Here is a 23,786-nt window from a genome sequence, read left to right as displayed (position 1 = left end):
TCGGTGAGCACACAGAGTCCCATGCCGCGATCGGGACGGGCGGGCCGGAGCCCGCTTGCAACTCGTACTCTCAAACTGAGAGAATATAATTCTCACAAACGCGCGGCCGGATCTTCCGCCGCGCGCCACCGAAGTGGAGAACGGTCCGTGCCCGACGCCGTGCGCAACCACCCTACGGACGTCTCTGAGCTGATCATCAAGGCGCGCAACGGATCTCCGCGCGCCGCGGGCCGGCTGCTCAGCCTGGTGGAAAGCGACCGCCGCGACGAGGTGCTGTCCACCCTCGCCGCCCTGGGGGCGCCGGTATCCGACGTACGTGTCATCGGCATCACCGGGCCGCCCGGAGCGGGCAAGTCGACGACGATCGGGGCACTGGTCGGCGCCTACCGGCAGCGCGGGTGCCGGGTGGCGGTGCTGGCTGTGGATCCCTCGTCACCGTTCAGCGGCGGTGCGCTGCTCGGCGATCGCATTCGAATGACCGCGCACATCAACGATTCCGATGTGTTGATCAGATCGGTGGCCAGCCGGGGGCACCTCGGTGGCCTGGCCGCGGCGGTGCCCGCGGCCATCCGGCTGGTCGGGGCCATCGGCTACGACGTGGTGCTCGCCGAGACGGTGGGCGTCGGCCAGTCCGAGATCGAGATCGCCGCCGTCGCCGATCCGACCATCGTCATCCTCAATCCTGGCGCCGGCGACGCGGTGCAGGCGGCCAAGGCGGGTCTCCTGGAGGTCGCCGACATCGTGGTGGTGAACAAGGCGGATCGGGACGGCGCCGAACAAACCGTGCGGGACCTGCGGGCCGAGACCAAGGCCCCGATCGTGAGTCTGGTCGCCGCCCGCGGTGCGGGGCTGGCCGACCTGGTCGAGGCGATCGAGGTGCATCACCGCGCCGACAATCGTGCGCGCCGGCTGGCCCGCGCGCGGGCGCAGATCCTGTCGCTGGCGCAGACCCGGCTGCGGACCCGGCCGGACCTCGAGCTGCTCGCCGAGTCGGTGGTCGACGGCCGCAACGACCCCTACGCGGCGGCTGAGCGACTGCTGTCGGCGCCCCCGGACTAGCATCGCGCCCGAATGCTAGAGGCCGAGCAGCCGATTCCGCTGCTCGACGAACTGCTCGTCGGTGATCAGGCCTTCGTCGCGAAGTCTGGCGAATTCGCGTATCTCGGCCGCGATTCCGGTCACCACGGCGCGCGGTTCCTCGTGATCGGGTGCCTCGTCGGCGCCGGCCTTGGTGTTCTCGGCCGCGGCTTTCCGGCCCCTGGTGGCGGCCTGGGCGACCTGGACGCCCCGGCCGCCTGCGGTGTCGCCGACGACTCGGCCGGCCGCGCTCGCCATGGCCATGTCGCCGGCGGCGTTGTCGACGCTGTTCTGCAGGCTGTTCGACAGGCCGGCCGTCAGCGCCTGTTGGTCGACACCGAAGCTGGCCGGTCGGGCCAGCGCGATCGGCCGCACCGCGGGTGTGGCGGCGGTCCAGGTCGGCGGCACCGACAGCGCGCCGACGGCGTTGGCTTCGCCGAAACCCGCCGAAACCGATTGCGGCACCGGCTCGAACGTTGACCCTTCCGGTAACTCGGGGGCGGTGGCGCCCGCGTCATCCCAGCCGGAGACGATGTCGTCGGTGTGTAAACCGGTCTGCGCGCCGACGAGGTCGATCGGCAGCGAGATCACGCCCAGGGGGGACATCGGCGCATCGATCCCGAACGCGATCAGGTCGGCCCCGATGTCGAGCAGGTCGAGCGGTGACAACGACACGCCGGCGGCGCTCGGCGACGAGGTCAGCAGACTGCCCAGCGCGTCGGGCACGGCGGAGAAGATCTGCGCCAGCTGCGACACCGTGCTCTGCGCGGAGCCGGCGGCGGTGTCGGCGGCTTGGCTGACGGCACCGGACTGGTTGGCCGCTGCGGCCGGACTGGCAACCTGCTGTGGCGCACTGAACGGAGTCAACCGTGTGGCGCTCGCCGACGAACCGGCGTAGCCGTACATCGCGGTGGCGTCCTGCGCCCACATCTCGAGGTACTGGGCCTCGGTGGCAGCGATGGCAGGTGTGTTCTGCCCCAACAGGTTCGTAGCCACCAGCGCGGCCAGCAGGCTGCGGTTGGCCGCCACCACCTCGGGGGGGCACCGTGGCGGCGAACGCGGACTCGAAGGCCGCGGCCGCGGCGGTGGCCTGGTCGGCCGTCTCCTCGGCCTGCGCCGCGGCGCCGCTGAGCCAGCTCACATAGGTTGCCGCGGCGCCGGCCATCATCGCCGACGACGGACCCAGCCACGGTCCCGCGGCCAGCCCCGACACCACAGCTTGGTAGGAGCCGGCCGCCGAATGCAGCTCGGATGCCAGACTCTCCCACGCGCCGCGGCGGCGGCCAGCATCGGTGCCGAACCCGGGCCGGTGTACATTCGGCCGGAATTCACTTCAGGTGGTATAGCAGCGAAATACATTGCAGTGATTCACAATTCAAGTCAGACGGAGCGTTTTTGCCCCGTCCTGGTCGGTCATGGACAACGATGGAAAACGGTGGCGTCCGTGGCTGAACGTGAGTGGCAACCGTGTGCATCCGTCAAAGGCGTTGCTGTCCAGTCAGATGCCGGTCACACCAGCCGGACGGACGTCAGTTGTTCGAGCCGGCACTCACCCCTTGTTCAGCGCCCAGGGACTCGTCGTCAGAAATCGGCTTGGACTGCTGTCCCTTACGCAATGTGGCCAGCAGTTCCCGGTACGGCCCGGCCAGGTACACGGTGTCACCGGCGCAGAGCCGAGCATCGCGGCGCGGATGCAGTTGAATCGGGGTGTCGTCCCGGGTGATGGCGAAGACGCGGGTTTGGGTCGACATCTCGAACATTTGCAGACCGTCGAGTTCGCTGCCCGGCTGGACATGCATCTTTCCGATCAGAAAGGAGCGGTTGCCCACCGAGAAAGTGCCGAGTATCTCCAGGCCCAGTGCGGCGCCGACGAACCACGGCGCGGCGATCTCCACCGTGGAGCGGACGTTGTCGAAGCCGAAGCGCTGCGCCACCGCGGAGCCCAGGTCGTGGTCGAAGACCCGCAAGACCAGCGGTACCTCGTTCCACCGGTTGACCTCCGGGGTCACCTGGGCGCTCAGCATCTCCCGAAGCACCATTCCCGCCTCGATGTTGACCATGTCGTCACGCGTCAGCACCGCCACGGCACGCGCGGTGTCGACCCGGGCGGACTCCAGCGTCTGGCGCAGCGTGGCGTCGCCGTAGATGACCGGGACGTCCAATTCGTTCGCCTCCGCCACGAACGGGTTGCCCTGGTCTCGTTCGATCACCGCGACGTCGTGTCCGGCCTCGGTCAGGTCACGGACGACCTTGATGCCCAGGGCGCTGAGTCCGACGACGATGATGTGGTTGCGCAGGTGGCGTGCCCGTGGTCGTCCGGACGACCAGACGAAGCGACGGGACAACAGCACGTCGGCGACGAAGGCGACCAGCAGGGCGGTGGTGGTGACCCCGCCCAGCATCAACACGGCCGCATACACGCGCAGCCAAGTGGGTTGCTCGGCGAAGCTGAAGTCGCCGTAACCGGTCGTCGTGATGGTCTCGATGGTGAAGTAGAACGCGTCGACCCATGACATACCGGGGTGCGTGTAGGAGAAGTGCAGCAGCATGGTCGAGCCGAGAATCAGCACGAACAGCGCGATTATCACCGGGTAGAAAGCCGGGTTGACCTCGGCGGGCAGGATGCGAGCGGCGTCGAGCATCCGGCGCAATCGAGAATGGTGCGAAAGCGTCCGCGTCTGCTGCGGAACCTGAACACCGAAAGTGGTTAATTCGTCCTGTGTTCCGATCAACGCCGTCCAGTCGCCCGCGCAGACTTCTTCATCGCGGCCTGGGCACACCACGACCTGACCGGGCGCAGATGCGTTCTGGCCGTGCATGATCGCCACTGGGGCGAGGTCTCCGTAGATTTCGCGCAGCGTTCCCCCGCGCGGCGCCTCGGTGCCGAAAACCGCGAATTGGATGCCGGCCGCCTCGAAGGGGTGCGTGGTGCGCGACAGACATGCCTCGACGACCGCCGGTGCGGCGAGTTCGGCGACACCGAAGATTGCGCTGGGTCCCTCGTCATCGGCCACCGCTTCGCGCAGCACTTCGTTCGACAGCCGTGACACCACCCGGATTTCCGGGTTGGCTTTTCTTGCCAGCAAGGCGATCTCGAGGTTGGTCGCATCGTCGTCCCCGGCGCAGATGACGGCTACCGCCTCGGCAACTCCGGCCCGAGCCAGCTCCGCCTTGACTCTGGTGCCGGCCAGTTCTGGACCGATGAGCTTGACGACGCTGGCACCCGCTCGCTTCAATTCGTCGATGATCGTCGTGGCGAGCGCGTCGTCACCGCTGACGATTACACGCTGCTGCATCTGATTCGACTCCTCGCGGTGCTGACCTGCGCTGGCTACGACCAGATTGCGGCGTGATCGACGCGAATGTTTTTGCTGATCAATATTGTTCGTCTGACATGAGCATTGATCTTGCTGCAACATCCGTTCCCCTATTGTTTCGGCTATTCGCAGTCGTTTCGCTAAACGCTGCTGCCATAGCCAATTTGGCCGTGCTGAATGGTTGCCGCGTCAGTCGATCTGCGACAGAACTCGTCAATGGTGCGGTGCCCGATGAACGCCGAACAACAGCCGGGGCGGGCGCCGGCGAGCCTACGAGGTCGCGGCGGACTGTGTTGCCGTGCCTGGCTGTGATGGCGCGCCAACCTCCATCTTCGTCGGAATCGTACTTGCGCAGCGGCCGCCGTGGCGCGCTCCGGACTCCATACTGGCTTGTCATAATTACATCGATATCAAGTTATCTTGGGAATATCCTGACAACATCCTGTCTGTGGCCCTCTGACCGGCTGACGAGGTGTGCTGAGACGCTAGGCTTTTGACGTCAATTGCCGATTGGGTAAAGGAATATTGCGTCTTGGCAACAACTTTGGATCACGGACAAAAAAGCTGGTCGTCGTTTTCCGACGTGTGCAAACGAGGCTTCCTCGGCAGGCCGTTGATTAACAATCAGCTGCAGCACGAGAGGTTGTCCAATCCCGTCGCGCTGGGTGTTCTCTCGCCGGACGCGATCTCGTCGACCGCCTACGGCTCGGAGCAGATCATGATCGAGTTGCTGCCCGCGGCCGGCATGGCAGCGTTCGCGTTGCTGCTTCCGATCACCGGAGTCATCCTGCTGATCCTGGTGCTGGTCGCCGCGTCGTACCGCCAGGTGGTTATGGTCTACACCCGATCCGGCGGATCTTATGTGGTGGCCCGGGAGAACTTCGGCCCGCGAGTGGCCCAGATCGCAGCGGCGTCCCTGCTGATCGACTATGTGGTGACCGTCGCGGTGCAATGTGCGGCCGGGACGGTGGCGGTGGTCTCCGCGGTGCCGGTGCTGGGCCCGTACAGCCTCGAGATCACGGTGGGTGTGGTGTTGACGATGTGCCTGGCGAACCTGCGTGGTTTGCGGGAGGCCGGGGCGCCGTTCGCGGTGCCGACCTACGCATTCGTCGTCATGGTGTCGCTGACGATCGTGGTCGGCCTCGTCCGCCAAGTCATGGGAACTCTGCCCGTCTACGACCCGGCGCACATTGCCGGCGCGGTACCGGTCCATCAGGGCAACGGACTGGTGATGGGCGCCACGATCCTGGTGGTGTTGCGGGCTTTCGCCAACGGCGGGTCGTCGCTGACCGGTGTCGAGGCGATCTCCAACACCGTGACCAGCTTCCGCAAGCCCGAGGGTCTCAACGCTCGCCGGGTGCTGACCGTGATGGCGTGCATCCTGGCGTTTCTGCTGGCCGGGGTGGCCTGGCTGGCGCACGCCACCCATGCCACCCCGTACGTCAACGGGTATCCGTCGATGCTGTCCGAGATCGCCCGCGCGGTCTTCGGCCATGGCGCCATCGGCGACGTCTTGTACTTCCTGGTGCAGGCGTCGACCGCGGCGATCCTCTACACCGGCGGTAACACCAGCTTCAACGGTTTTCCGGCGCTGGCCAGCTTCGTCGCCGAGGACCGCTTCCTGCCGCGTCCGCTGATGAAGCGGGGCCATCGGCTGGTCTTCTCCAACGGCATCCTCACCTTGGCCGCGCTGGCGGTGGCCTTGCTGGTGGTCACCGGCGGCTCGCTCGACGCGTTGGTGCCGTTCTACGCGATCGGGGTATTCACAGGTTTCTCCATGGCGGGCTATGGCATGACCAAGCACTATTTGGTCCATCGCGGCCAGGGGTGGCGGCGCAAACTGGCGGTCAACCTCTCGGCCGGGATCCTGTCCACGATCGTGGTAGGCATCTTCGCGGTGGCCAAGTTCACCGAGGGCGCGTGGCTGGTGGTAGTCGTCTTCCCGCTGCTGGTGATGGTGCTGATGCGGCTCAATCGGCAGTACCGAGCCGAGGCCTCGGTGTTGGAGTTGTCTCAGACCGAACCGCCGGATTTGGCCCGCTACACCAAACACCGGGTCGTCGTCTTCGTCGATGCCGTCGATCTGGCGGAGGTCGAGGCGCTGCGCTACGGGAACGGACTGCACGCCGACGAACTGACCGCGGTGCATTTCGTGATCGACGCCGACCACGCGGCGCGACTCACCGAGCGCTGGGCGCACTTCGAGCACGGCACCGCACTGCAAATGGTCGACTGCGCCGACCGCCATCTGGGCAGGGCTGCGCACGAGTTGATCGCGCGGATGCTGCGTGACCACCCCGAAAGCAAGGTGACGGTGCTGTTGCCGCGGCGAACCTACTCGCCGCTGGTCGGCCGGCTGTTGCACGACCGCACCGCGGACAAGATCGCCCGCGCGGTCAGCCGAATTCCCGGCGCCACCGCGCAGATCGTGCCCTTCGACATCGAATCCCGGGTGGCGGAAGTGACCGGAGTGGGCTGATCGGCAGGTTGTCCCATCCGGAGTGGACCCGCTGTAGGAGCGCGCCGGAATCCCCGATGTACTACAAGAAAGCGAACCTATCGTGACGACGACCCCGGCTGGCGGTATACCGCAGTCGTTTTCCGACCGTTGGAAGCGGATCTTCCTCGGCAAGACACTGACCAGCGATCAACTGGACTCCGAGCGATTGTCCAATCCCATTGCGCTGGGCGCACTTGCGCCCGATGCGATTTCATCGACCGCGTACGGCCCCGAGCAGGTGATGATCGAGTTGCTGCCTGCCGCCGGGATGGCGGCATTCACGTTGCTGCTGCCGATTACCGGTGTGGTGCTGCTGATCCTGGTGTTGGTCACCGCCTCGTACCGCCAGGTCGTGACGACCTACACCCGGTCCGGGGGCGCATACATGGTTGCGCGGGAGAACTTCGGTCCCCGCACCGCACAGGTCGCGGCGGCAGCGCTGCTGATCGATTATGTGGTGACCGTGGCCGTCCAACCCGCGGCCGGCACGTTGGCGGTGGTCTCCGCGATTCCCGAGCTGCGCCCCTACCACCTGGAGCTCACTGTCGGTGTGGTGGTACTGATGTGTCTGACCAACCTGCGGGGATTGCGGCGGTCGGGCCGGGCGTTCGCGATCACCACATATTCGTTCGTGGCGATGATCACGCTGACGATCGTGACCGGGTTTGTTCGTGAAATCCTCTGGGGCTTACCGAAATACGATCCGCACAAGCTGGTCGGCACGGTGCCGGTGCACCAGGGCAGCGGTCTGGTGATGGGCGCAACCGTTCTGGTGGTGCTGCGTGCCTTCGCCAACGGCGGTACCTCGTTGACCGGGGTCGAGGCGATCTCGAACACCGTCAGTGCCTTCCGCAAGCCCGAGGGTGTCAACGCGCGCCGGGTGCTGACCGTGATGGCCTGCATTCTGGGCTTTCTGCTGTTCGGGGTGGCCTGGCTGGCGCACGTCACTCACGCCACGCCCTACCTGCACGAATACCCCTCGATGCTGTCCGAGATCACCCGGGCGGTCTTCGGGAAGGGCGTTCTGGGCAACACCTTGTACTTCCTGGTGCAGGCGTCGACCGCGGCGATTCTGTTCACCGGATGCAACACCAGCTTCAACGGCTTTCCGGGGTTGGCCAGTTTCGTGGCCGAGGACCGCTTTCTGCCACGCCCGCTGATGAAGCGGGGTCATCGCCTGGTGTTCTCCAACGGCATCATCACCCTGGCCGCGCTGGCCGTGGCGTTGCTGTTGGTCACCGAGGGCTCGGTCACCGCGTTGGTGCCGTTCTACGCCATCGGCGTGTTCACCGGTTTCTCCATGGCCGGTTACGGCATGACCAAGCACCACCTGGTCCATCGTGGAAAGCGTTGGCGGGTCAACGTGGCGGTCAATCTTGCGGCGGGAGTCCTGTCGACGATCGTGGTCGGCATCTTCGCGGTGGCCAAGTTCACCGAGGGCGCGTGGCTGGTGGTCGTCATCTTCCCGTTGCTGGTGCTGATCCTGATGCGGCTCAACCGCCAATATCGTTCGGAGGCATCGGTTTTGGAGATGTCGCGGACCGAAAAGCCGGTAGTGGCCAAGCATGCGCGACTGCGGGTGCTGATCTTCGTGGATTCGGTCGACCTCGCCGAGATCGAGGCGCTGCGCTACGGAAACGGGCTGCACGCCGACGATCTGACCGCGGTGCACTTCGTGATCGACGCCGATCATGCCGCGCTGCTGCGACAACGCTGGGAGCGTTTCGAGCACGACACCGCGCTGCGGATGGTCGACTGTCCGGATCGTCATCTGAGTAAGGCCGCCTACGAGTTGGTCGTCGGGGTGCTCCGCGAGCACCCCGACAGCAAGGTGACCGTGCTGTTGCCGCGCCGGACCTACTCGCCACTGCTGGGCAGGCTGCTGCACGATCGCACCGCCGACAAGATGGCGCGCGCCGTCAGTCGCATCCGGGGGGCGACCGCGATCATCGTGCCCTACGACATCGAGTCGCGAATAGCGCGCGCCGGAGCCGAACAGCGTGCGTCCCGGCCGGCGGCGGTCGTCGCTGCGCCACCGCAAAGCACCGAAACTGCACCGGCGCGCGACTCTGAACAGCAGCCCGTCATGTGAGTACGGTGTTCCGGTGGCCAGTGCTGCTGGGCGGGCCGGTGACCGTGAGATGGAGCGGGTGCGCAGGGTTCATACGCTGCGCTCCTATCGAGTTGTCTCCGTGCTGCGGATCGGTGTGCTGGCGTTCGTGGTCGGCGCCATGGTGGTGGCCACCCCCCGTTCGGAGTGGGGTGGGCAGCTCACGCTCGTCGCCCTCTACTCGGTTGCCACCGTCAGCGCTCTGATACTGGCGTTCATGCCGTTTCGGCGATTCGGGATGAGCCGGTTCGCCGAGCTGAGCCCGATCGAGCCGGTCGCCTTCATCGCGATCGACGTGGTCGTCTTGACTGCCCTGCAACTGCTGTCCAGTGACGGGATCTATCCGCTGCTGATCATGATCCTGTTGCCGGTGCTGGTCGGCGTGGACATGTCGACCCGCCGGGCCGCGGCGTTGCTGGCGTGCACCCTGGTCGGGTTCGCGTTCGCCGGGATCCAGGACCATCTGCAGAAGCGGGCGATCGGCTGGCCGGATACCGCGTTCTTGTTCGGGTTCTACGCGTTTCTGTGTGTGGCAGCGTTGGTGATGGTGCGCATCGAGGAACGACACGTGCGCTCGGTGGCGGGTCTGTGTACCTTGCGCGAGGAGTTGCTGGCGCAGACGATGACGGCCTCGGAGGAGTTGCAGCGCCGCATCTCGGAAGCCATTCACGACGGGCCGTTGCAGGATGTGCTGGCCGCGCGGCTCGAGGTTGCCGAGCTGGCCACCGAAGATCCGGATGACGATCGGGTCGGCCGTGCGCTGGTGGGACTGCAGAGTGCCTCGGAACGGTTGCGGCAGGCCACTTTCGAGTTGCATCCGGCGGTGCTCGAGCAGGTCGGGCTGGGTCCGGCGGTGCAGCAGTTGGCGGAGTTGACCGCGAAGCGGTCGGGCATCGAGGTGCGTACCGACATCGACTATCCGGTACGCGACAGGGTCGACCCGATCGTGTTCGGGGTGGCGCGGGAGTTGTTGTCCAATGTGGTGCGTCATTCCCGGGCGGCGCATGCCTCGGTGAGGCTGCGGGTGGCTGATGGCGTGTGCGTGCTGGAGGTGTCCGACGACGGGTGGGGGTCAACGGCGAGACCATGGCCCGGCGGTTGGGGAGGGCATATCGGGCTGGCCTCGCACCGGGCTCGTGTCGACGCCGCCGGAGGCACCTTCGTCTTCTCCGATGCGCCGGCAGGCACGCACGTCAGCGTGCGACTTCCGTTGCGAACAACCGATTAGTCGAGTATCCCCTGGCGCATCGCCTCGGCCACCGCGGCGGCGCGATCACTGACGCCGAGCTTGTCGTAGAGGCGCTGCACGTGCGTCTTGACCGTCGACGGCGCCACATACAGCTCCGCGGCGATTGCGGGGATGCTCTGCCCGCGGGAAATGCGTTGCAGCACTTCCTTTTCACGTGCGCTGAGCATCGGAGTGGCCGGGGTGGCCCGTTGGCGGATCTCACCGGCGAGGCCGCCGACCAGTGACGGTGCGACGACATCGCGGCCCTGCGCGCAATCGAGCACCGCTTTGACGATCTCGGTGCGCGTCGAGTCCTTGAGCAGAAATCCGGCGGCCCCCTGTTGCAGGGCCTGATACACGATCGCGGATTCGTCGTGCGCCGAGATCAGCAGCACCCGGGTGGGCAGATCGTTGTTGCGGACGGCCGCGGCCACCTGAGCGCCGTCCATTCCGGGCATGCGGTAGTCCAGTAGCGCGACATCTGGCCGGTGTTCTTTGATCAGTTCCAGGGCACCCGTGCCGTCGTCGGCTTCGCCGACGACGTTCACCGAGCCGCTCAACGACAGCGCGCGCACCACACCCTCGCGAAACAGCGGGTGATCATCGCCGACCACCACACGCACCTTTTCGGGCGTCACAGCGCCGACCATGGCGCAAAGTCTAGTGGTTGCCTCGCAAAGAACTGTTCGCGACCGCCGGACGGGCGGCCGCCGTTAGTACGGTGTTCGTGTGGCGGCCAGCGACGTGGAACTGGATCGCGTTCGTACCGTGCACCGGTTGCGCTCCTTTCGCATCGCCTCGGTGCTGCGGATCGGCGTGGTGGCGCTCATGGTGGCTGCCATGCGCATCGGCACCCGCCACTCGGAGTGGCCTCAGCAAACAGTCCTCATCGCGGTGTACGCGTTCATCGCACTGTGTTCGGTGGTACTGGCGTTTGCGCCGCTGCGCCGGCGGGTGGGCATGGGACCCAAGGTCGGCGCGTGGCGGCTGGAGCCGTTCGCTTTCACCGTGCTCGACGTGGTGGCACTGACCGGTTTCCAGCTGCTGTCCTCAGACGGGATCTATCCGCTGCTGATCATGACCCTGCTGCCGGTGTTCGTAGGCCTCGACGTGTCGACCCGGCGGGCGGCGGTGGTGCTGGCGTTCACGTTGGTCGGCTTCGCGATCGCCGTCGTCGAGGACCCGGTGATGGTGCGTGCGATCGGTTGGCCCGAAGCCGTCTTTCGGTTCGCGCTGTACGCCTTCCTGTGCGGTACCGCGCTGGTGGTGGTGCGCATCGAGGAACGGCACGCACGCTCGGTCGCAGGGTTGAGCGCGTTGCGCGAGGAGTTGCTGGCGCAGACGATGACGGCCTCGGAGGAGTTGCAGCGCCGCATCTCGGAGGCCATTCACGACGGGCCGTTGCAGGATGTGCTGGCCGCGCGTCAAGAGATGGTGGAGCTGGCCACCGAAGATCCGGATGACGATCGGGTCGGCCGTGCCCTGGTGGGACTGCAGAGTGCCTCGGAACGGTTGCGGCAGGCCACTTTCGAGTTGCATCCGGCGGTGCTCGAGCAGGTCGGGCTGGGTCCGGCGGTGCAGCAGTTGGCGGGTTTCACCGCGCAGCGGTCGGGCATCGAGGTGCGTACCGAGATCGACTATCCGGTGCGCAGCGAGGTGGACCCGATCGTGTTCGGGGTGGTGCGGGAGTTGTTGTCCAATGTGGTGCGTCATTCCCGGGCGGCGCACGCTTCGGTGAGACTGCGGGTGGCCGAGGGGATGTGTGTGTTGGAGGTGTCCGACGACGGGGTGGGGTCAACGGCGAGACCATGGCCCGGCGGTTGGGGAGGGGCACATCGGGCTGGCTTCACACCGGGCTCGTGTCGACGCCGCCGGAGGTACCTTCGTCTTTCTGGACGCGCCGGCGGGCACACACGTCTGTGTCGAGTTACCGCTCAAACCTTGACCGACTCGCCGGTCGCCGCGGCATAACCGGCCCGGTATCCGAAAACCATTGCCGGCCCGATGGTTCCGCCCGCGCCGCCGTAGGCGCGGCCGGTCGCGCCGGCCATGGCGTTGCCCGCCGCGAACAGCCCGGGTATCGGCCGGCCGGTGACGTGCAGGACGCGGCCGTCGGCGTCGGTCCGCGGTCCGCCCTTGGTGCCCATCGAACCCACGCTGATCGGCACCGCGTAAAAGGGGCCGGTGTCGATGGGCCCCAATGTTTTTCCGGCCAGGGTGGGGGCGCTGTCGTCCCCCCAATAACCGTCGTAGGCGCTGGAGCCGCGGCCGAAGTCGGGATCGCTGCCGGCGGCGACGTTGCGGTTCCACCGTTGCAGCGTGTCGGCGAGTCCGGCGGCGTCGATGCCGGTCTTTGCGCTCAGCTCGGCCAGGTCAGCGGACCCGCAGAACCAGTCGGGCACCGGGTCGCCCGGCGCGATACCGAGAAAACCGTAGCGGCGCAGGTGAACCGAGTCGAAGACCATCCACGCGGGATCGTTGACGTAGCCCTTGCCGGGTTCGAGGTAGTGGAACGCTCCGGCCATCGAGTTGTATTCGCCGGCCTCGTTGACGAACCGCCGGCCTGCGCGGTTGACGATGATGCTGCGCGGCCGGGTGCGTTCCAGTCGCACGCTGCGGCTGCGCTGCTTGCCCTCGATGGTGTCGTCGGGAATCCGTACGATCGGCACCCACCAGGCCTCGCCCATGTTGGCCAGGTCCGCGCCCAGGGCCATCGCCATGCGCAATCCGTCGCCGGTGTTGTTGGGCGGCGAGACGGCGCCGTGCATGGGTCCGCGCAGAAAAGCCTGCGCCAACAACGGATCCCATTCGAAGCCGCCGGTGCCCAGGATGACGCCGCGGCGGGCCCGCACCTCCGTGGTCCGCTCGGGCCCGGCGATGCGCACGCCCGCGACACCGCCGTCACGGTCGGTGAGCAGTTCGGTTGCGCGCGACCCGGTGGCCGGCGTGACCCCGATGTCCAGCAGGCCCTTGAGCAGTCCGGCGATCAGCGCGGTGCCGGCCACGCAGAGTTCGCCGGCCCGTTCGATGTCGGCGTGCAGTCGGGCCCGGGTCTCGGCGTCGAATCCGACGTTGGACCAGTCCGCGGGAAACGCGGTGATCCGGGTGGCCCAGTCGCCGAGCAGGCCCAGGTCGAACGGCGCCGCGCTGAGCGATCGACCGCCGGTTGGTTGGCCACCCGGTAACTCGGGCTGGTAGTCGGGAAATCCGGCGGCCACCTCGAAGCGCAGGCCGCTGTGCGATTCGACGAAATCCAGCATCACCGGGCCGGTCCGCACGAACGTCTCCACCAGTTCGTCGTCCATCGAGCCGTACGACTGTGCGCGCAGGTAGCGCAACGCGTCCTCGGTCGTCAATTCCCTTCCAGGGCAACGATTGTGCGCAGGAATCCAGGCGATCCCACCGGAGACGGCGGTGGTGCCGCCGACCGTCGCCGCCTTCTCGAAAACCGCCACCGTAGCGCCGGTGACGGCCGCAGCTAGCGCGGCGGTCAGGCCGGCGGCGCCGCTGCCGAGCACCACGACATCACATTCGTGGTCCCAAGGTCGGTCCTCTGGCATCGGTGTGTCCCCTTCCAGCTGCTAGCTCAACAGCGCCGATAATTTCGCGGCGGCCCGGATGACGGCATCCTTGCCGCGCATCACCACGTCTTCGCGGTGCGAGATGAGGTTGATGCAGGTGGGTGGTGACGGCGTCGGCCGGATGACCGGGACCGCCAGACCGTAGGTGTTCGGTTCGATCTCCCCGTGGGTGGTGACCCAGCCTCGTTGCCGGGTCGCACTGACCAGGTCGCGTTCCGCGGGACGGGGCGGCATGGCCGCGAGCAACGCGATTCCGGCGGCGCCGCGGTCCAGTGGATACCGGCTGCCCTCGTGGAAGGCGAGTTGGTAGGCGACCTGCGTCGGCACGATCACCGCCAGCGCCACCTGCTCGTCTCCCTCGGCCACCAGCAGCGACACCGTGGTACCCAGTTCATCGGCCAGGCAGCGCAGTGTCGGCAGGCACAGTTGGCGGACGTTGCGGTCGAACGACGCGCCCAGCGGTACCAGCCCCCGCAGCCGGCCGATAGCGCCCATCTTCTCCCTTCGCGACCAGCTTGAACTGCGTCAATGTGGCTAGTAGCCGGTAGGCGATGGTTCGGTGCACGCCGACTTGATCGGCGACCTCCTGCATGGTGAGCCCGCCCGGGGCAGCGGCCACCAGTGCAGTGCGGTGAGCCCACGGGCCAGCGTCTGGGAACCGCTCACGGTCTTGACAGACCTCGGCGGGAGAGCCAAGCTCTATATATAACGCACATCAGTGTGCGATATTAGCACAGCAGATATGCCGGAAACGAGAGCAAAGTTTTCACCGGGCCAGGCAGAGGGGAACCGTGACGGAGTTCGAGAGCGTCTGGAGCGACCTGCAGGGCGTGCCGTTTGAGCAGGGATACCTCAGCGCCGGCGGAGTGCGGACCCGCTACCTGCGGGCCGGCGACCCCGGCCAGCCGGTGCTGATCCTGTTGCACGGCTCGGGTGGCCACGCCGAGGCCTACGTCCGCAACCTCGCCGCGCACGCCGAGCACTTCTGGACCTGGTCGATCGACATGCTCGGACACGGCTACACCGACAAGCCCGGGCACCCGCTCGAAATACCGCACTACGTAGCGCATTTGATGGCAGTGGTGCACGCCATCGGCGCCGACCGCATCAAGCTCAGCGGTGAGTCGCTGGGCGGCTGGGTGGCGGCACGCGCCGCTATCGATCACCCCGACGTCATCGACCGATTGGTGCTCAACACCGCCGGCGGCTCGCAGGCCGACCCGGAGGTGATGAAACGGATCATCACCCTGTCGATGGCCGCCGCCGAGGACCCGTCCTGGGAGACTGTGCAGGCCCGCATCAAATGGCTGATGGCGGACAAGTCCAAAGGCTACGACGACCTGGTGGCCAGTCGGCAGCGGATCTACCGTCAGCCGGGCTTCGTGGCCGCGATGCGCGACATCATGGCGCTGCAGGACCCCGAGGTCCGGGCCCGGAACCTGTTGGGCCCGAACGAATACGACGCGATCACCGCTCCCACGCTGGTGCTGTGGACCAGCGACGACCCCACCGCCGACGTGCCCGAAGGTCGCCGCATCGCGTCGATGATTCCCGGTGCGCGGTTCGAGGTGATGCCGGGCTGTGGCCACTGGCCGCAGTACGAAGACGCCAAGACATTCAACCGCCTGCACATCGATTTCCTGCTGGGTCGCTGATGGCCCAGGGTGACGGCACTGGTGTCGCGGACGTCGACGTCCTGGTCGTCGGCGCCGGGCCGGTGGGCCTCACTCTTGCCAATATCCTTGGTTTGCAAGGGGTTCGGACGCTGGTCGTCGAGGAACGGGTGTCGCTGATCGACTATCCCCGCGGCGTCGGGCTGGACGACGAGTCGTTGCGCACCTTTCAGGCGATCGGCCTGGTGGAACGGGTGCTGCCGCACACCGTGCCGAATCAGATACTGCGCTTCTACGATGCCAAGCGCCGGGTGCTGGCCGAAATGGCGCCGCCGGACGCGCGATTCGGCTGGCCCAAGCGCAACGGGTTTGTCCAGCCGCTCGTCGATGCCGAATTGCTGCGCGGGCTGGACAGATTCGACCATGTGCAGGTGCGCTGGAGCAGCCCGATGGCCGCGTGCGTGCAGGACGACGGCGGGGTGACCGTCGAGCTGGGCGGCAGCGACGGGAGTTTCGTGCGGGCGCGCTACGTGGTGGGCTGCGACGGCGGGCGCAGCATGACCCGCGGCATGATGGGCGTGTCGTTCGACGGCACCACCTCGGCTACCCGGTGGCTGGTCGTGGACATCGCCAACGATCCGCTCGGCCACCCCAACAGCGAGGTCGGCGCCGATCCGGAACGCCCGTACGCCTCCATCTCGATCGCGCACGGAATTCGTCGCTTCGAGTTCATGATTCACGCCGACGAGACCGACGAGCAGGCCGAGGACCCGGCGTTTCTGACCCGGATGCTGGCCCGGATGGTCCCGCACCCCGAGCGTGTCGAGGTGATCCGCCGCCGCGTCTACACCCACCATTCGCGCATCGCCGGCTCCTTCCGCAGCGGACGGCTGCTGCTTGCCGGGGACGCCGCACACCTGATGCCGGTGTGGCAGGGACAGGGCTACAACAGCGGAATCCGCGATGCGGCGAACCTGGGCTGGAAGCTGGCGGCCGTCGTCAACGGCCGCGCCGGCGAGACGCTGCTGGACAGCTACGACGTGGAACGGCGCAAGCATGCACGCGCGATGATCGACCTGTCGACCATGGTGGGCCGCGTCATCTCGCCGACCAATCGCCGGGTCGCCGGCGCGCGGGACCTGCTGATCCGTTCGGCGTCGATCGTGCCGACGCTCAAACGGTATGTGCTGGAAATGCGGTTCAAGCCGATGCCGCGCTACGAGCAGGGTGCGGTGGTGCATTCGACCCCCGCGGCAAGCTCGCCGGCCGGCACGTTGTTCATTCAGCCCCGCGTCGACACCCGTACCCAGCAGAACGTGCTGCTCGACGATGTGCTGGGCACCTGGTTTGCGGTCGCGTGCTGGAACAACAACCCACGCAAGATCCTCGGCGAGCAGGCCTTCGCGGACTGGAAAGCGCTGGGCGCCAAGTTCGTTGCGCTGCGGCCGGCCACGCAGCTGCATTGGACCGGTCAGGACGATCCCGACGTCGTGATCGTCGGTGACCGGTGCGGTGATCTCAAGGCCTGGTTCGACACCCATCCGGAATCGGTGGTTTTCCTGCGCCCGGACCGGTGCATCGCCGGTGCCTGCATCGCACAACGATCGCCGGAATTGAGCGCCGCGCTGATCGACGCCCTCTCGCTGACACCGGAGGGGGGTGAAAACGACAGTGCCACTAGCTCTTTGCTGTATGTCCCACAGCCCGCTGCTGAATCTACCGGGGCCGCCGCGGAGTCTGCTTGACGAGGTCGAGGCCGAGATAGCCCGTGCCCGCGCCTTCGTCGCCGACTACGACCCCGAACTCGTCGTGATCTTCTCCCCGGACCACTACAATGGGTTCTTCTACAAGGTGATGCCACCGTTCTGTATCGGCATGCGCGCCAGCGGAGTCGGCGACTACGGCACCCACGCCGGCCCACTCGAGGTGGCCGAAGACCTCGCCCTCGACTGTGCGACAGCCGTGCTGGACGCCGGCGTCGATGTCGCGGTGTCGGCGGGCATGGATGTCGACCACGGCACCGTGCAGCCGTTGGAGAAGCTGTGTGGTTCGGCGACCGCCGTGCCGGTGATCCCGATTTTCGTCAACGCGATCGCGGTTCCGCTGGGGCCGTTGCACCGCTGCCGGGCGCTGGGCACCGCTGTCGGCAATTTCGTTGGCAAGCTGGACAAAAAGGGTGCTGCTGGTCGGCTCCGGCGGCCTGTCGCACAGCCCCCCGGTGCCCACCCTGGCCACGGCCGCGCCGGCGGTGCTGGAACGCATCGTGCAGGGCCGGCCGATGACCGCCGAGCAGCGCCAAGCCCGGCAGACGCAGGTGATCGAGGCGGCCCGCAGTTTCGCCCGGGGGCGACAGCGACCTGCAACCGCTGAACCCGGTCTGGGACCGGCAATTTCTGGATATCGTCGATACCGGGCAACTGGCTCAGCTGGATCAGTGGTCCAATTCGTTCGTGACGCACGAGGGGGGCAGCTCGGCGCATGAGATCCGCACCTGGGTTGCGGCTTTCGCGGCCATGGCGAGCGCCGGACCCTACCGCACAATCACGCGTTACTACCGGCAGGCCGCCGACCTGATCGCCGGATTCGCCATCCGGACGGCGGTCAGCGCATGACTGGATCAGCGGGTTTCGATCGAGTGGTGGATGTGCTCGTGGTCGGGTCCGGCGGTGGCGGTATGACGGCCGCGTTGACCGCGAACGCCTCGGGTCTGGACGCGCTGGTCATCGAGAAGTCGCCGCAGTTCGGTGGTTCCACTGCTCTGTCCGGCGGTGGCATCTGGGTGCCGGGCGCACCCGCGCAGCGCCGCGCGGGCTACTGGCCTTCCCCGGAAGGCGTCGTGGAATACCTGCGGCAGATCACCGACGGACTGGTCAGCGAGGCGCGGCTGCGCCGCTACGTCGAGGCGGCGCCGCAAATGTTGGAGTTTCTCGAGAAACTCAGCCCGTGGCTCGAATTCGTCTGGAAGCCGGGCTATGCCGACTACTACCCGGAGTTGCCGGGCGGCTCGGAACTCGGCAGCACCATCAACGTGCCCCCGATCGACCTGCGCGCACTGGGTGACGACGAACAGCGGCTGCTGACGCCGTTGGCGTTGGCGCCGAAGGGTATCTGGCTGGGTCCCAAAGGAACTTCGTTCGTTTTACCGGATCCGGCAGTCCTGGGCCGGCAAAGGGGTGTTGCTGAAGCTGGTGTCGCGGATGGTCCGGGCCAGGGTGTTCGGGGAGCGGATGGCGGCGATCGGGCAGTCGCTGGCGGCGCGGTTGCGGCTGGCGATGAAGGATCGCGGGATCCCGCTCTGGCTGGACACGCCGATGCTCGAACTGCTCACGGATGCAAAAGGAGCCGTGGTTGGTGCGCTGGTCCAGCGCGGCGGCGAACAGCTGCGGATCGGTGCGCGCCGCGGAGAGTGATATTGGCTTCGGGCGGCTTCGACCACGACATGGCACGGCGCAAGGAACATCAGCCCGTAATCGACCAGGACTGGAGCTTCGGCAACCCGGCGGCACTGGGCGAGGGGATCCGCGCCGGGGAAAAGGTGGGTGCCGCCACCGAGCTGATGGACGAGGCGTGGTGGTTCCCGGCCATCCAATGGCCGGACGGGCGAATGCAATTCATGCTCAACGAGCGGATGATGCCAGCGCAGTTCATCGTCAACGGCGACGGCAAGCGGTTCATCAACGAGGCGGCGCCGTACATGGATTTCGGCCACGCGATGATCGAAGGCCAGAAGTCCGGTGTCACGCATATCCCGTGCTGGCTTGTCACCGACCACCGCTCGTTCAACCGCTACGTGGTCGGCGGCCACCTGCCGATTCCGAAGATCCCCGGCGCGCCGGTGCCTACCGGACGCAAGGTGCCGGCGGCCTGGCTGGATTCCGGCGTCGTCAAGGCAGCGTCGAGTTGGGAGGAACTCGCCGAGAAGATCGGCGTTCCGGCGCAACAACTTCGGGCCACTGCCACCCGGTTCAATGAGCTGGCGCGTCGCGGGCACGATGACGACTTCAATCGCGGCGACAGTGTCTACGACAATTACTATGGCGACCCGACGCTGCCCAACCCGAACCTGTATCCGCTGGGTGATCCGCCCTATTACGCGTTCCGCATCGTGCTCGGTGACCTGGGCACCTCGGGGGGGTTGCGCACCGACGAGTTCGCCCGCGTGCTGCGCGCCGACGACACGGTGGTGCCCGGGCTGTACGCGGTGGGCAATGTTTCCGCGCCGGTGATGGGCCGCAGCTACGCCGGTGCGGGCGCAACCATCGGGCCGGCAATGACTTTCGGGTACGTGGCGGCCAAGCACATCGCCGAACAGCCCGCCGCACGATCCCTCTATCCCACCGGACCATGACGCCCACAGCCCACCGGACTTTGACCCCCATAGGAGGAAGCAATGAAAATCTCGCTGTTCTACGAGTTCGCGCTACCGCGGCCCTGGGTTCCCGACGACGAGCGCCAGATGCTGCAGGACTGCCTGGACGAGGTGGAGGCCGCCGACAAAGCCGGCTTCTCCACCGTCTGGCTCACCGAGCACCACTTCCTCGAAGAGTACTGTCACTCCACCGCACCGGAGATATTCCTGGCGGCAGCCAGCCAGCGCACCAAGAACATCCGACTGGGCTTCGGCATCATGCACCTGCCTCCTGCGGTGAATCACCCGGCCCGGGTGGCCGAGCGCATCGCCACCCTGGATCTGCTCTCCAACGGTCGCGTCGAGTTCGGTACCGGCGAATCCTCGTCGGTGGGCGAACTCGGTGGCTTCAACATCGACCCCGCGGACAAGCGCGCCCAGTGGGAGGAAGCGCTCGAGGTCTCGATCCGCTGCATGGTCGAGGAGCCCTTCTCGGGCTTCAAGGGTGAGCACATCCAGATGCCTGCCCGCAACGTCATCCCCAAGCCGCTGCAAAAAGCCGCACCCGCCCGTCTGGGTGGCTTGCACAAGGCCGGCCAGCGTGCAGATGGCGGCGCAAAAGTGCATCGGCGCACTGAGTTTCGCCTACACCGGGCCCGGGCCGCTCACTGAGCGGGTGAACGGCTACTACAAGGAGTTCGAGGAGAACGGGGTGCCGATCACCCCGCAGATCAACCCGAACATCCTGGCCATCGGCGGCGACCTGTCGATGATGGTCGCCAAGACCGACGAGGTGGCCTTGCAGCGGCTGGGCCAGGGCGGCGGATTCTTCTCGTTCGGCATCATGCACTACTACATGACCGGCGTGCACACGCCGGGGCGTACCGGGGTGTGGGAACGCTACCTCGAGGAGGTGGAGAAGGATCCGACGCTGGCGTACGGGCCGGGACGCGGGGCGATCGGCTCGCCGGCCACGGTGCGGGAGTTCTTACGGGGCTATGAGGAAAGCGGCGTGGACGAGATCATCCTGCTGCTCAACCCGCGTAGCCACGAGGGCACCATGGAGTCCATCGAGCTGATGGGCAAAGGAGGTGCTGCCCGAGTTCATCGAACGCGACGCCAAGCAGGTCGCCGAGAAGGCCGCCCGGTTGGCGCCGGTGATCGAGAAGGTGGAGGCACGCCGGCCCGAGTCGACCACTCCGCCGTTCGACGAGCACTACTCGTTCGGCGGCCTGCCGACCGGGCGCGGCGGAAAGTTCACCGCCAGTGAGATTCCCGAGGCGATGGCCGAGATCAACGAGGGCCGCGTGCAGGCCGCGCAGCGGCTGAAGGAGCAGGCAGCGTCCGAGGGTAACTGAGCGTTGGCCAGAGTCGACGAGCTGCTGCGTTATGACGGCCGCCGTGCCGTGGTCACCGGATGCGCCTCGGGCATCGGCGCGCAGGTGGTGTCGCAACTCGGCGAACTCGGAGCGGAGGTGGTGGGGCTGGATCGGCGCCGACCTGCGCTGGGGCTCAACGAATTTCACGAAGTCGACCTGTCCGAGCCGGCGTCGATCGACCAGGCTGTGGCGTGCATCGCCGGGCCGGTCGACGCCTTGTTCAACATCGCCGGTGTCTCGTCGGGAATCGGCGACCCGCTGTTGGTGGTCACGATCAACTTCCTGGGCTTGCGCCATCTGACCGAGGCGCTGCTGCCGCGGCTGGCCGCGGGATCGTCGATCGTCAGTGTGTCGTCGCTGGCGGCGTCGGCCTACCGGGAGCATCTGCGCGACGTGGCTCCGCTGCTGCGGACGGCGACCATGCCGGAGGGCATCGAGTGGTGCAAGCGTCACCCGGACCTAGTGGGCACCGGCTACCAGCTATCCAAGGAAGCCCTCATCCTCTACACGATGCGCAGCGTCAACGATCTTGGGGCGCGCGGGATCCGGATCAACTGCACCGGGCCGGGTGTCACCGAGACACCGATCCTCGACCAGCTGCGCACCGCCTACGGGCCGCAGTTCCTCGACGACATTCCCAAGCCGCTCGGGCGGGTGTCGGATCCGCAGGAGCAGGCCGCGGTGCTGTTGTTCCTGAATAGCCGCGCGGCGAGCTATATTTCGGGCCAGGTGGTGTGGGTCGACGGGGGCAGTGTGGGCGCCGCAATCGCGGCGGAAATCGAGGAAGGACGGGCCTGATGGCCACCATGACCGACTTTCGCCGGGTCGCCGCCGATGTCAGCAACTGGGGCAGGTGGGGTGACGAGGACGAGCTGGGCACCCTGAACTTGATCACCCCCGAGAAGGTGCGGCAGGCGGCCGGCCTGGTCCGGCACGGCAAGGTGTTCCCGCTGGGCGTGGACTTCGGTTCGTCGGGTCCGCAGGGGGCATTCGGTTTCCGGCACAACCCGATTCATGTGATGACGGTCGACGGTGGCGATGCGACCTCGCTGGCGCAGTACGGGCCCGGGTGGGCGAAGAACCCGACAGCGGCGCAGCTGAGCGGTTACTTCGCCGACAATCCATTTCGCTTCAACGACGACATGATCATCATGCCGTTGCAGGCCGCGACCCAGTGGGACGCCTTGTCGCACGTCTACTACGAGGGCAAGCTGTACAACGGTTTTCCGGCTGACTCGGTGACCAGCCTGGGGGCATTGCACTGCGGCATCGACAAGGTCGACGTCAAGGGGATCACCTCGCGCGGTGTGCTGCTGGACCTGGTGCGGCACCGCGGCGCCGATGTCTTTCTGGAACACGGAAACCCGATCACGCCCGAAGAATTGGACGACGTCGTGCGGGCTCAGGGAGTGACCATCGAGACCGGCGACATCGTGCTGGTCCGCACCGGGTGGTGGACGAGGTTTGCGTTGACCGGCGATAAGGTCGAGCCCTATTCCGGGCTGGACTGGCGTTGCGCACAGTGGCTGCACGACAACGAGGTGGCCGCCGTGGCGGCCGACAACCTGCAGGTCGAGGATCCGGTGTCGGGGGTCGAGGGGCTGTTCCTGCCTTTCCATTTGTTGTGTCTACGCGACATGGGGCTGATGCTCGGGGAGTACTGGGACTTCACCGCGCTCGCCGAAGACTGTGCGGCCGACGGCGTGTACGAGTTCCAGCTGATCGCGCCACCGCTGCGGTTCACCGGTGCGGTGGGTTCGCCGTTGAACCCGATCGCGATCAAGTGATGGAGGTGCAGCGCCGAACCGTCGAGGTCGACGGACTCACCACGGCCTACCTCGAGGCGGGTGCGGGTGACCCGGTGGTGCTGCTGCACGGTGGCGAATTCGGTGCCAGCGCTGAATTGGGCTGGGAGCGAAACATTTCCGCGCTTGCCGACCGGTTTCACGTGCTGGCGCCCGACCAGCTCGGGTTCGGCGAATCGGCGAAGGTCATCGACTTCGTCAACAGCCGTGCGATGCGGATCAGGCACGTGGCACGATTCTGCGAGATCCTCGGCGTCGAAGCCGCGCATTTCGCCGGAAACTCCATGGGCGCAATCAATTTGCTGACTGACACCACGTCGGAGACACCGCTGCTGCCGGTGCGCAGCATGGCGATCATCTGTGGGGGCGGGGAGATTCAGCAGAACCACCACTTCGACGCGCTGCAGCAGTACGACGCGACGCTGCCGGCGATGCGCAACATCGTCGAAGCGCTGTTCTACGGCCCCGGCTATCCGGCTGACGACGATTACGTCTGGCGCCGCTACCAATCGAGCATCGCGCCCGGAGCGTGGGAAGCGGTGGCGGCAGCCCGTTTTCGGCGGCCCAACGCCGCCGCTATGACGACGCCGTCGAGTGAACGGGCCTATCAGCGCATCCGGGTGCCGACGCTGGTCATCGAAGGCAGAGGTGACAAGCTGCTCCCGTCGGGCTGGGCAGCCGCGATCGCCGGGCAGATCGACGGCGCGCGTTCGGTCGTGGTCGATCGTGCGGGGCACTGCCCGCAGATCGAGCAGGCCGCCGTGGTCAACGAACTGCTGCTGGAGTTCTTCGACCTGTAGGGCCGAAGACGTGTGCCAAAACTCTTGC

The 23,786-nt window shown here is 66.7% G+C and carries 11 protein-coding genes and 7 pseudogenes; 13 read left to right on the top strand and 5 right to left on the bottom strand.

From position 1 onward, the window contains the following. Window positions 1-147 precede the first annotated feature (147 nt). Window positions 148-1,059, top strand: coding sequence for a methylmalonyl Co-A mutase-associated GTPase MeaB (gene meaB, locus L6444_RS26320; protein WP_236978140.1), 912 nt, complete (start codon window positions 148-150; stop codon window positions 1,057-1,059). Window positions 1,060-1,074: 15 nt separating this feature from the next. Here the strand turns inward: meaB and L6444_RS26315 are convergent. Both L6444_RS26315 and L6444_RS26310 read right to left on the bottom strand, forming a co-directional pair. Then, window positions 1,075-2,436: pseudogene (locus tag L6444_RS26315) on the bottom strand (PPE family protein, SVP subgroup). A 170-nt stretch (window positions 2,437-2,606) separates the two neighbouring features. Next, on the bottom strand, window positions 2,607-4,373 hold the full coding sequence (locus L6444_RS26310; RefSeq protein ID WP_236978139.1) for an NAD-binding protein: 1,767 nt from the start codon (window positions 4,371-4,373) through the stop codon (window positions 2,607-2,609). 565 nt (window positions 4,374-4,938) lie between these two features. On the opposite strand from L6444_RS26310, the pseudogene L6444_RS26305 reads away from it, so the two are divergent. The 3 genes and pseudogenes from L6444_RS26305 to L6444_RS26295 form a co-directional block, all read left to right on the top strand. After that, window positions 4,939-6,855 (top strand): annotated as a pseudogene (locus L6444_RS26305) (APC family permease); the annotation flags it as partial. Between the two features lie 97 nt (window positions 6,856-6,952). Then, a pseudogene (locus tag L6444_RS26300) lies at window positions 6,953-8,881 on the top strand (APC family permease); the annotation flags it as partial. A gap of 118 nt (window positions 8,882-8,999) precedes the next feature. Further along, window positions 9,000-10,232, top strand: a complete 1,233-nt coding sequence (locus L6444_RS26295; RefSeq protein WP_236978138.1) for a sensor histidine kinase — start codon at window positions 9,000-9,002, stop codon at window positions 10,230-10,232. Here the strand turns inward: L6444_RS26295 and L6444_RS26290 are convergent. Then, window positions 10,229-10,882, bottom strand: a complete 654-nt coding sequence (locus L6444_RS26290; RefSeq protein WP_236978137.1) for a response regulator — start codon at window positions 10,880-10,882, stop codon at window positions 10,229-10,231. The two genes, L6444_RS26295 and L6444_RS26290, sit on opposite strands and share 4 nt — an antisense overlap. Window positions 10,883-10,961: 79 nt before the next feature. On the opposite strand from L6444_RS26290, the pseudogene L6444_RS26285 reads away from it, so the two are divergent. Continuing rightward, window positions 10,962-12,177 (top strand): annotated as a pseudogene (locus L6444_RS26285) (sensor histidine kinase). On the opposite strand, the gene L6444_RS26280 reads toward L6444_RS26285, so the two are convergent. Next, window positions 12,167-13,792 carry an FAD-dependent oxidoreductase gene (locus tag L6444_RS26280; protein WP_236978134.1) on the bottom strand — a complete coding sequence of 542 codons (1,626 nt, stop codon included), beginning with the start codon at window positions 13,790-13,792 and terminating at the stop codon, window positions 12,167-12,169. The pseudogene L6444_RS26285 and the gene L6444_RS26280 overlap by 11 nt on opposite strands. Window positions 13,793-13,813: 21 nt before the next feature. Continuing rightward, window positions 13,814-14,479: pseudogene (locus L6444_RS26275) on the bottom strand (IclR family transcriptional regulator). Window positions 14,480-14,604: 125 nt separating this feature from the next. Here L6444_RS26275 and L6444_RS26270 point away from each other — a divergent pair. The 8 genes and pseudogenes from L6444_RS26270 to L6444_RS26235 all read left to right on the top strand — a co-directional run bounded on the left by L6444_RS26270 (window position 14,605) and on the right by L6444_RS26235 (window position 23,758). Continuing rightward, on the top strand, window positions 14,605-15,468 hold the full coding sequence (locus L6444_RS26270; RefSeq protein WP_236978132.1) for an alpha/beta fold hydrolase: 864 nt from the start codon (window positions 14,605-14,607) through the stop codon (window positions 15,466-15,468). Next, entirely contained in the window at window positions 15,468-17,171 is a 1,704-nt protein-coding gene (locus tag L6444_RS26265) for a bifunctional 3-(3-hydroxy-phenyl)propionate/3-hydroxycinnamic acid hydroxylase (RefSeq protein ID WP_236978131.1), read from the top strand. Before L6444_RS26270 ends, L6444_RS26265 begins: the two co-directional genes overlap by 1 nt. Further along, window positions 17,119-18,038, top strand: a pseudogene (locus L6444_RS26260) (3-carboxyethylcatechol 2,3-dioxygenase). Before L6444_RS26265 ends, L6444_RS26260 begins: the two are co-directional and overlap by 53 nt. 26 nt (window positions 18,039-18,064) lie before the next feature. Then, window positions 18,065-19,774 carry an FAD-dependent oxidoreductase gene (locus tag L6444_RS26255; RefSeq protein ID WP_236978130.1) on the top strand — a complete coding sequence of 570 codons (1,710 nt, stop codon included), beginning with the start codon at window positions 18,065-18,067 and terminating at the stop codon, window positions 19,772-19,774. A 42-nt stretch (window positions 19,775-19,816) separates the two neighbouring features. Beyond that, window positions 19,817-21,132: pseudogene (locus L6444_RS26250) on the top strand (LLM class flavin-dependent oxidoreductase). Window positions 21,133-21,135: 3 nt separating this feature from the next. Next, window positions 21,136-21,951: a coniferyl-alcohol dehydrogenase gene (locus L6444_RS26245; RefSeq protein WP_236978129.1), complete on the top strand. Its 816-nt coding sequence runs from the start codon at window positions 21,136-21,138 to the stop codon at window positions 21,949-21,951. After that, on the top strand, window positions 21,951-22,940 hold the full coding sequence (locus tag L6444_RS26240) for a cyclase family protein (protein ID WP_236978128.1): 990 nt from the start codon (window positions 21,951-21,953) through the stop codon (window positions 22,938-22,940). The genes L6444_RS26245 and L6444_RS26240 overlap by 1 nt, the downstream gene beginning before the upstream one ends. Further along, window positions 22,940-23,758: an alpha/beta fold hydrolase gene (locus L6444_RS26235; protein ID WP_236978127.1), complete on the top strand. Its 819-nt coding sequence runs from the start codon at window positions 22,940-22,942 to the stop codon at window positions 23,756-23,758. Before L6444_RS26240 ends, L6444_RS26235 begins: the two co-directional genes overlap by 1 nt. The last annotated feature ends 28 nt before the right edge of the window (window positions 23,759-23,786 follow it).

The sequence above is a fragment of the Mycobacterium kiyosense genome, from assembly GCA_021654635.1.
GTDB lineage: Bacteria > Actinomycetota > Actinomycetes > Mycobacteriales > Mycobacteriaceae > Mycobacterium > Mycobacterium kiyosense.
The sequence above is the reverse complement of the archived record's forward strand: the minus strand, read 5'-3'. Positions and strand labels throughout refer to the sequence as shown.

Bases quoted from the DNA above. Each gene is read 5' to 3' on its own strand.
- L6444_RS26265 (WP_236978131.1), top strand. From the start codon at position 15,468: ATGGCCCAGGGTGACGGCACTGGTGTCGCGGACGTCGACGTCCTGGTC.
- L6444_RS26310 (WP_236978139.1), bottom strand. From the start codon at position 4,373: ATGCAGCAGCGTGTAATCGTCAGCGGTGACGACGCGCTCGCCACGACG.
- L6444_RS26235 (WP_236978127.1), top strand. From the start codon at position 22,940: ATGGAGGTGCAGCGCCGAACCGTCGAGGTCGACGGACTCACCACGGCC.
- L6444_RS26240 (WP_236978128.1), top strand. From the start codon at position 21,951: ATGGCCACCATGACCGACTTTCGCCGGGTCGCCGCCGATGTCAGCAAC.
- L6444_RS26290 (WP_236978137.1), bottom strand. From the start codon at position 10,882: ATGGTCGGCGCTGTGACGCCCGAAAAGGTGCGTGTGGTGGTCGGCGAT.
- L6444_RS26280 (WP_236978134.1), bottom strand. From the start codon at position 13,792: ATGCCAGAGGACCGACCTTGGGACCACGAATGTGATGTCGTGGTGCTC.